Consider the following 7,908-nt stretch of genomic DNA (forward strand, 5'->3'; position numbering starts at 1 on the left):
AACCAACATATTTTTACAATTTGTACTTCAAATTGTCAGATATTTTGTCATTTCATGTCTTTTCAACAATATCTTTCAATGATAGAATGGGAAGTAATGAAAAGTGTATGGTTCCGTTGGAGGTGCTTGCTGTGTACGAGAAAAAGTTAAGAGAAGCTACAATTGCTGTTCAAGACAGGCTATTTCTACAAACAAAGGAAGTAATTGAAGGTGAATCTTTTGTGCGTATTTTGGCGCGCAAAAATTTAATGCAGGAGCAACCAAATCAAATACGGGAAGCTATGATTAAAGGATATGTTGAAATGTCTCATATTAATTTAATGATTGCGAGCGAATGCTTGCATGCAGAGTATGAAGCACAACATATGGTGGAGCGTCTCGTTAGCGGGGGATGACACTTTGAATGTAAAACGTGGTGACGTTTTTTTTGCAGACTTATCACCGGTAATAGGTTCTGAACAAGGAGGCACTAGGCCGGTGCTGATTATTCAAAATGATATTGGCAATCGATTTAGTCCGACTGTCATCATCGCAGCTATCACTGCACAGATTCAAAAGGCAAAGTTACCGACACACGTTGAAATCAATGCTGAAAAGTATGGTTTTGAACGTGATTCGGTTATTTTGCTAGAACAAGTGCGGACAATTGATAAGTCAAGATTGACGGATCGTATTACGCAACTGGATCATGCTGTGATGGAAAAAGTTGATGGTGCGTTGATGATTAGTTTAGGTCTAGTTAAATTTTGATATACATATGTGTATAGAAGCATCGAGATTATGATATCTCGATGCTTTTTTGTCTTATATCCTTGAAATGTCTTTACCATAATTTGAATTACGATAGATCTTGCTCAGCAAACGATTTTGCTACGAAAGATGAAGTACCTGAAATAATTAAGCCAAGGTGTAATTGATAAATATTACAAAAAGCTTTAAGATATACACAAGATTTTTAATAAAAATAGATTTTTGAAAAAATTCTTAAAAGGTATATGAAAATTTACATAGAATATTCCATTTATAGAGGCAATTCATTCATTTTAAATGATGGCAAGCAGTTTGAACAAAAGTGTAAGAGTATAACTCCAAAGGAAATGGAGGGACAGCAGTGACATATAGGTCTTCGGTTGAAATTATTACAGAGTGGGATATTGTTGCAGCTAGACAACTGGGGCGCAATGAAGCAAAAGCACTTGGATTTGGCACTGTTGATCAAGCCCGCATCACCACGGCAATTAGTGAATTAGCACGAAATATTTATTTATATGCAAGTATAGGTATCATAGCAATTGAAAGGGTTGAAGCAGATACAGAAAAAAAAATAGTTGTTGTTGCAACAGATCAAGGGCCTGGTATTAAAGATGTTCGTAAAGTAATGGAGGATGGTTATTCCACCTCGGGGGGGCTGGGTGCTGGTTTGCCAGGTGTTAAACGATTGATGGATAGTTTAGATATTCAATCTGTCGTTGGAGAGGGAACAACGATAAGAGCGGAAAAATGGTTGCGTTAGGACGTGAAGAAAACTGAAACAATTAGAAGCTCAGTATAAAAAAATATTAGCAGATTATATGGTCAACCAAACAGAAAGAAATTTATATATCGCTCAGAACTTCACACGTCAATTAATTCAAAAAAATATCTCTCCCGAGGATGTTATTAGCATTCATAAAAATGCTGTAGAACAAATATTTCCGAATCAAATGAATGAATTACAGCCTGCTTATGATTTTTTGATTGAAGTAATGGTGCATTATGGAATGGCACATAGAGAGCATCAAAGTTTACTTCAAAAGCAAGCTGAATATGAAATGGAAATGAAAATAGCGACAAACATCCAAAAAACATTGTTGAAAACTTATGTGCCGAATATGAAAAATATTGATATAGGTATGATTTCAGTACCTATTCGAAAAATGAATGGCGATTATGTACATTTTTTTCATGATGGAGAAGAATATTTGAGTGTGGCTGTGACAGATGTTGTCGGTAAAGGAGTTCCTGCTGCTTTATGTATGTCGATGGTGAAATATGGACTTGAAACATTGGTATATGCATATAAAGATCCCTCATATGTTTTAGAAGTTATTAATAGGGTAATAGAAAAAGGTGTGGATGACAGTATGTTTGTTTCGATGTTTTATGGCTGCTTAAATGTAGAGCAAAACATTTTTTCTTATGCTTCGGCAGGCCATGAACCAGCTTTACATTATAGTGCAAAGAACGATCAGTTCTTTACCTTAGAGGCTAAAGGTTTACTATTGGGTGTATTGTCTGAAACAAACTATACGTTTCATGAAATTGTGTTAGAAGAGAATGATTTGATTATTATGATGACCGACGGTGTGACAGAATTTAGAGTGAAAGAAGAATTAAATTCACGAGAGGTAATCACAACTTTAATAAAAGAAAATAGACATTTATCTGCCCAGCAATTGTGTCAGCTCCTTTATAAGGAAATAGAGAGAGTGCAAAATTTTAAACTATTTGATGATTTTACTGTAGTTATTTTAAAAAAATAGGTTTAAGTTTAAATTGAACAGGGTAGAGAAAATAGTCTAACAAATATGGTGGAGGTGTGCTATATGGACGTAACGATACATTTTAAAGAAATTGATCATAAATTATTTGGCTTTGTTGAGGGTGAGATTGATACGTTTACTGCTTCAGGATTACGAGACGAATTAGAAGCTGTAAAGATTACAGAGGGTTTAGAAATTGAGCTTGATCTATCAAAGGTAAATTACATGGATAGTACAGGACTTGGGATTTTTGTTGCCTTTTATAAAAGAGCATTACGTGAAAATGGTAAAGTAAAGCTCGTTGGTTTATCGAATAGGTTACAAAGATTATTTGAAATTACTGGTCTTAGTGATTTGATGGATATCGAAACTGATAAAAAGGTGGAATTAAGATAATGAAGGAATTTGACTATATTGAAATTAGAGTTCCTGCTAAACCGCAATTTGTCAGTGTCATTCGATTAACTGTCTCGGGCTTAGCGAGTAGGATTGGCTTTAATTATGATGATATTGAAGATTTAAAAATTGCAGCAAGTGAGGCTGTGACAAATGTTGTTCACCATGCTTATAAAGACGAAGAAGAGGGTGAAATTGTCATCGGGTGTGCGCTGTATGACAATAAAATGGAAATGATGATTGCGGATTACGGCAATAGTTTTAATTTTGAAGAGATTAAGTCTAAGATTGGGCCGTATCATCCTGAAGAAAGTATTGCAGGGCTAAGAGAAGGTGGTTTGGGACTTTATTTAATGGAAACTTTGATGGATGAGGTGATGATCAATAACGATGGTGGCGTAACTGTCTTCATGACAAAGTATGTCACTAGGGAGCAGGTGGAGAAAAATGTCGAAAGAATCACTACATAAATCTTCATCTAAAGAAGATGTACTTAAGTGGATTGAATTGTACCAGTCAACGGAGGATGATGAAGCACAAACCAATTTAGTGATTCATTATCGATATCTAGTTGAATCTATAGCTCGTAAATATTCGAATGGTAAATCATATTATGATGATATTGTTCAAGTAGGGATGCTGGGATTGTTAGGTGCAATAAGACGTTTTGATCCGAATGTTGGTCGTAGTTTTGAAGCTTTTGCCGTGCCAACAATTGTTGGGGAAATCAAACGTTTTTTACGTGATAAAACATGGGATGTGCATGTGCCTAGACGTATAAAGGAACTTGGGCCGAGGATTAAATCAACTGTGGAGGCGCTGACAATTGAATTACAGCGTTCTCCATCCATTAAAGATATTGCTGAACGATTAGAAGTAGCAGAGGAAGAGGTACTAGAAGCTATGGAAATGAGCCGTAGTTATCAAGCTCTTTCTATGGACCATTCGATAGAGTCAGACTCAGACGGTAGTACAGTCACGTTATTCGATATTTTGGGCAGGGAAGACGATGGCTATGAAATGACCAATAAACGAATGATTGTTTCAGAGGCGCTGGTTGTGTTGAATGAGAGGGAAAAACAAATTATTCAGCTTACATATCTAGAGCAACTTAGTCAAAAAGAAGCTGGAGAACGATTAGGGATTTCTCAAATGCATGTATCGAGGATACAAAGGAAAGCAATAAAGAAATTACAAGAGGCTATTCTAGCAAGTGGCAGTGTTTCGCTCTAATCTTTCATGGGTGTTTAATGAAAAATACCTTTAAAATGAATGGAAATAGTCTACTCATATTCGTCTGAGTAGACTATTTTTTTGCATTTTTAGTAAAGTGTAATGGTAAAATGAAAAGAAAAAGGTAGTGATGATGTGGAGCAAAAGCAAATGTTACAGCTCATTGCAAAGGATGTAGCAGTCAAACCAGGGCAAGTAGAAGCTGTTATTAACTTATTAGAAGAGGGAAATACGGTACCATTTATTGCGCGCTATCGAAAAGAGGTTACAGGATCACTTGATGAGGTGCAAATTAAAGCTGTAGAAGATCGTTATCACTACATACAGCAACTTGAACAACGAAAAGAAGAAGTTATACGATTAATCCAAGAGCAAGAAAAGCTTACACCAGAATTAGAGCAGGCTATTCTTTCTGCAACAATCTTACAACGTGTTGAGGATTTATATAGACCTTATAAGCAAAAACGACGTACAAAGGCGACGATTGCAAAAGAGAAAGGTTTAGAGCCTCTTGCAGATCTCCTGTTAGCATTTAGTGATGATGCATTAGAGCAATTAGCAACTGACTTTGTGGACAACGAACAAGTTGCTAATACGGAAGAAGCCCTGATAGGAGCTCGAGATATATTAGCAGAACGTTTTGCGGACGATGCCTCTATTCGTGAAAAAATCCGAGCTTATTCATGGAAAGATGGAATTCTTGTGACGTCTGTGAAAAATACAGAAATCGACGAGAAAAATGTTTTTGAAATGTATTACGAATATGAAGAGCCTGTTAGTCGCATTGTACCACACCGTATTTTAGCAATAAACCGAGGAGAGAAAGAAGAAATCTTAAAGGTTTCTATTCATGTGCCGGTGGACCGAGTATTAATGATTATGTGGAAAGAATGGATACCTGCAACTGGTTCGTCTCCTGCTATTGCAGAAGTTAAACTAGCAATCGAGGATTCGTACAAGCGTTTAATTCAGCCTTCAATTGAAAGGGAATTACGAAACGAGCTTACAGAAAAAGCTGAGGCACAGGCTATTCATATTTTTTCTGAAAATTTACGTAACCTATTGCTACAACCACCTATGAAAGGTAAATATGTTTTAGGGGTTGATCCAGCTTACCGTACAGGTTGCAAGCTGGCGGTTGTAGATGAAACTGGGAAAATGCTTGAGGTTACAGCTATTTACCCACATCCACCGAAACCAGATGTGGCAAAATCCAAAGCTATTGTAAAAGGAATTTTGGCAAAGTATCCAATAAGTATAATTGCCATTGGTAATGGTACAGCATCTCGGGAGACAGAACAATTTATCGCGGATGTATTAAATGAACTTACTACTGACATAGCCTATGTGATTGTCAATGAAGCGGGGGCATCTGTTTATTCAGCGTCTGAAATTGCACGTACAGAATTTCCTGATTTACAGGTTGAACAACGTAGTGCTGTCTCCATTGCACGTCGCTTACAGGATCCTTTATCAGAGTTAGTGAAAATTGAACCAAAAGCTGTGGGTGTAGGTCAGTATCAGCATGATGTTTCTCAAAAAAAATTAAATGAATCGCTATCTTTTATAGTAGAAACAGCTGTTAACCAAGTTGGTGTAGATGTAAATACGGCTTCATCATCACTCTTACAATATGTTTCTGGTCTATCAAAAACTGTTGCAGAGAATATCGTAAAGACGCGAGAGGAAAATGGTCAATTTACTACACGTGCGCAATTAAAGAAGATTCCAAGGTTAGGCGCCAAAACGTATGAACAAGCTATTGGTTTCCTACGTGTCCCAGAAGCAAAAAATCCGTTTGATGCTACAGGTATTCATCCTGAGAGCTATGCCCTTGCTGAGCAAATATTAGCAGAGGCTCAAATAGATAAAAAAGAGTTAGGGACACAGAAGGCAGAGGATGCTATTGCAGCACTAAAAATCCAAAAATTAAGTGATGTGCTTGGAGTAGGAGTTGTGACAATTCAAGATATCGTGGATACCTTAATGAAACCTAGTCGTGACCCACGTGATGCATTCCCACAACCATTGCTTAAGACTGATGTATTAAAAATGGAAGATTTAAAAGTAGGTATGGAATTGCAGGGGACGGTAAGAAATGTAGTAGATTTCGGCGCATTTGTTGACATTGGCGTGAAGCAAGATGGACTTGTGCATATTTCTAAACTCCAAAATAAACGTATAAAGCATCCATTAGAAGTTGTGGCACTTGGGGATATTGTAACTGTCTGGGTTGAACAAATAGATGTAACGAAAGGACGTATCTCTTTAACGATGCTTCCTCCTAAAAATCAAGCATTAGTTTGAGTACTAAATTTTTGCCACACTGTCTATACTACGCAGTGTGGTATTCTTGTTGTTAGAGGTGATTACTGTGGACAATCAAGAATTACAAGAGCTTGTTCGTCGCTTATCTTTAGAAAACTTTCAGAGGCCTTTTCTGCATCAAGCCTACTTTAATCCGAGATTACGGTCAACGGGAGGACGATATCTTTTACAATCCCATAATATTGAGATTAATCCTAAAGCCTATGAGTTATACGGTTTGAAAGAGATTCAAGGTATTGTTTTACACGAATTATGCCATTATCACCTACATATTGAAGGTAAAGGGTATCAGCATCGAGATAAAGATTTTAGAGAATTATTAAGGAAAGTAGATGCCCCTCGATTTTGCGCAGTTTTACATGTCCCGAAAGCTACAGTTAAAAAACAACGACGACGCTATAAATATACTTGTGTCAATTGCCACCAATTATATATACGGAAAATAAAAATGAATGTTGAAAAGTATTGTTGCAGTAAGTGTTTGGGGAAATTAAAATTAGTAGAGTAAAAAAAGTTTAAAAAATAGTTGACGTTTTGTTGAGTTGTCCCTATAATAGTAAAAGTCGACAAGATAACGACGACAACATAACATGAATTATTCCGAAGTAGCTCAGTTGGTAGTAGCACCTGACTGTTAATCAGGTTGTCGCAGGTTCGAGTCCTGCCTTCGGAGCCATGGCCCCTTGGTCAAGTGGTTAAGACACCGCCCTTTCACGGCGGTAACACGGGTTCGAATCCCGTAGGGGTCATTTTTCATAATTTAATGTAAATAATATTTTGGTCCCGTGGTGTAGCGGTTAACATGCCTGCCTGTCACGCAGGAGATCGCCGGTTCGATCCCGGTCGGGACCGCCACTTATTGGGGTATAGCCAAGCGGTAAGGCAACGGATTTTGATTCCGTCATGCCTAGGTTCGAATCCTAGTACCCCAGCCATTCATTTCTTAATTCGAGCCATTAGCTCAGTTGGTAGAGCATCTGACTTTTAATCAGAGGGTCGAAGGTTCGAGTCCTTCATGGCTCATCTCTTTAAGAAAAAGAGTTGACTTTTTGAATTATCATAGTATAATAAAAAAGTTACTAATTGAATGCGGTCGTGGCGGAACGGCAGACGCGCTAGGTTGAGGGCCTAGTGGGGGCAACCCCGTGGAGGTTCAAGTCCTCTCGGCCGCACCAAGTCAATTAATTAATTTCATATGCGCCCGTAGCTCAATTGGATAGAGCGTCTGACTACGGATCAGAAGGTTGTGGGTTCGACTCCTGCCGGGCGCGCCATTTTTAAGAAAATATATGCGGGTGTAGTTTAATGGTAAAACCTCAGCCTTCCAAGCTGATGTCGTGAGTTCGATTCTCATCACCCGCTCCAAAAAAGTGTTGACAACCTCTTGGTTGTATGGTAAATTTAAATAGTTGTCCAAAAGGGCGATGAC

The 7,908-nt window shown here is 37.7% G+C and carries 9 protein-coding genes and 8 tRNA genes; all 17 read left to right on the forward strand.

Translation table 11 applies throughout. From position 1 onward, the window contains the following. The first annotated feature begins 131 nt into the window (after nucleotides 1-131). The 17 genes from AC1RFD_RS20880 (at nucleotide 132) to AC1RFD_RS20960 (ending at nucleotide 7,844) form a co-directional block, all read left to right on the forward strand. On the forward strand, nucleotides 132-395 hold the full coding sequence (locus tag AC1RFD_RS20880) for a hypothetical protein (protein WP_004232053.1): 264 nt from the start codon (nucleotides 132-134) through the stop codon (nucleotides 393-395). Nucleotides 396-399: 4 nt separating this feature from the next. Continuing rightward, the gene (locus AC1RFD_RS20885; protein ID WP_004232054.1) at nucleotides 400-750 is read left to right on the forward strand and encodes a type II toxin-antitoxin system PemK/MazF family toxin; all 351 of its coding nucleotides are present in this window, start codon (nucleotides 400-402) and stop codon (nucleotides 748-750) included. Nucleotides 751-1,111: 361 nt separating this feature from the next. After that, on the forward strand, nucleotides 1,112-1,513 hold the full coding sequence (locus tag AC1RFD_RS20890; protein WP_048394287.1) for an anti-sigma regulatory factor: 402 nt from the start codon (nucleotides 1,112-1,114) through the stop codon (nucleotides 1,511-1,513). 58 nt (nucleotides 1,514-1,571) lie between these two features. After that, complete coding sequence (locus AC1RFD_RS20895) at nucleotides 1,572-2,522, forward strand: PP2C family protein-serine/threonine phosphatase (protein ID WP_244205754.1); 951 nt, start codon at nucleotides 1,572-1,574, stop codon at nucleotides 2,520-2,522. 63 nt (nucleotides 2,523-2,585) lie between these two features. Then, nucleotides 2,586-2,918 carry an STAS domain-containing protein gene (locus AC1RFD_RS20900; protein ID WP_016993414.1) on the forward strand — a complete coding sequence of 111 codons (333 nt, stop codon included), beginning with the start codon at nucleotides 2,586-2,588 and terminating at the stop codon, nucleotides 2,916-2,918. Further along, nucleotides 2,918-3,388, forward strand: a complete 471-nt coding sequence (gene rsbW, locus AC1RFD_RS20905; protein ID WP_016993413.1) for an anti-sigma B factor RsbW — start codon at nucleotides 2,918-2,920, stop codon at nucleotides 3,386-3,388. Before AC1RFD_RS20900 ends, rsbW begins: the two co-directional genes overlap by 1 nt. Further along, nucleotides 3,366-4,151: an RNA polymerase sigma factor SigB gene (sigB, locus tag AC1RFD_RS20910; RefSeq protein ID WP_048394290.1), complete on the forward strand. Its 786-nt coding sequence runs from the start codon at nucleotides 3,366-3,368 to the stop codon at nucleotides 4,149-4,151. The genes rsbW and sigB overlap by 23 nt, the downstream gene beginning before the upstream one ends. A gap of 135 nt (nucleotides 4,152-4,286) precedes the next feature. Further along, nucleotides 4,287-6,458 (forward strand): Tex family protein, encoded by a 2,172-nt coding sequence (locus AC1RFD_RS20915; protein ID WP_048394292.1) that lies wholly within the window; start codon nucleotides 4,287-4,289, stop codon nucleotides 6,456-6,458. Between the two features lie 67 nt (nucleotides 6,459-6,525). Further along, on the forward strand, nucleotides 6,526-6,987 hold the full coding sequence (locus AC1RFD_RS20920; protein ID WP_115674575.1) for a SprT family protein: 462 nt from the start codon (nucleotides 6,526-6,528) through the stop codon (nucleotides 6,985-6,987). A gap of 91 nt (nucleotides 6,988-7,078) precedes the next feature. Beyond that, nucleotides 7,079-7,155 (forward strand) — tRNA-Asn (locus tag AC1RFD_RS20925). A gap of 1 nt (nucleotide 7,156) precedes the next feature. Continuing rightward, a tRNA-Glu gene (locus tag AC1RFD_RS20930) sits at nucleotides 7,157-7,228 on the forward strand. A gap of 30 nt (nucleotides 7,229-7,258) precedes the next feature. After that, nucleotides 7,259-7,334, forward strand: a tRNA-Asp gene (locus AC1RFD_RS20935). 5 nt (nucleotides 7,335-7,339) lie between these two features. Then, nucleotides 7,340-7,414 (forward strand) — tRNA-Gln (locus tag AC1RFD_RS20940). Nucleotides 7,415-7,429: 15 nt separating this feature from the next. Continuing rightward, nucleotides 7,430-7,502: transfer RNA gene (locus AC1RFD_RS20945), tRNA-Lys, on the forward strand. A 66-nt stretch (nucleotides 7,503-7,568) separates the two neighbouring features. Next, nucleotides 7,569-7,654: transfer RNA gene (locus AC1RFD_RS20950), tRNA-Leu, on the forward strand. A 22-nt stretch (nucleotides 7,655-7,676) separates the two neighbouring features. Then, nucleotides 7,677-7,753 (forward strand) — tRNA-Arg (locus AC1RFD_RS20955). Nucleotides 7,754-7,770: 17 nt separating this feature from the next. After that, nucleotides 7,771-7,844 (forward strand) — tRNA-Gly (locus tag AC1RFD_RS20960). Nucleotides 7,845-7,908: the final 64 nt, after the last annotated feature.

The organism is Lysinibacillus sp. GW823-FHT02G10 (assembly GCF_058797135.1).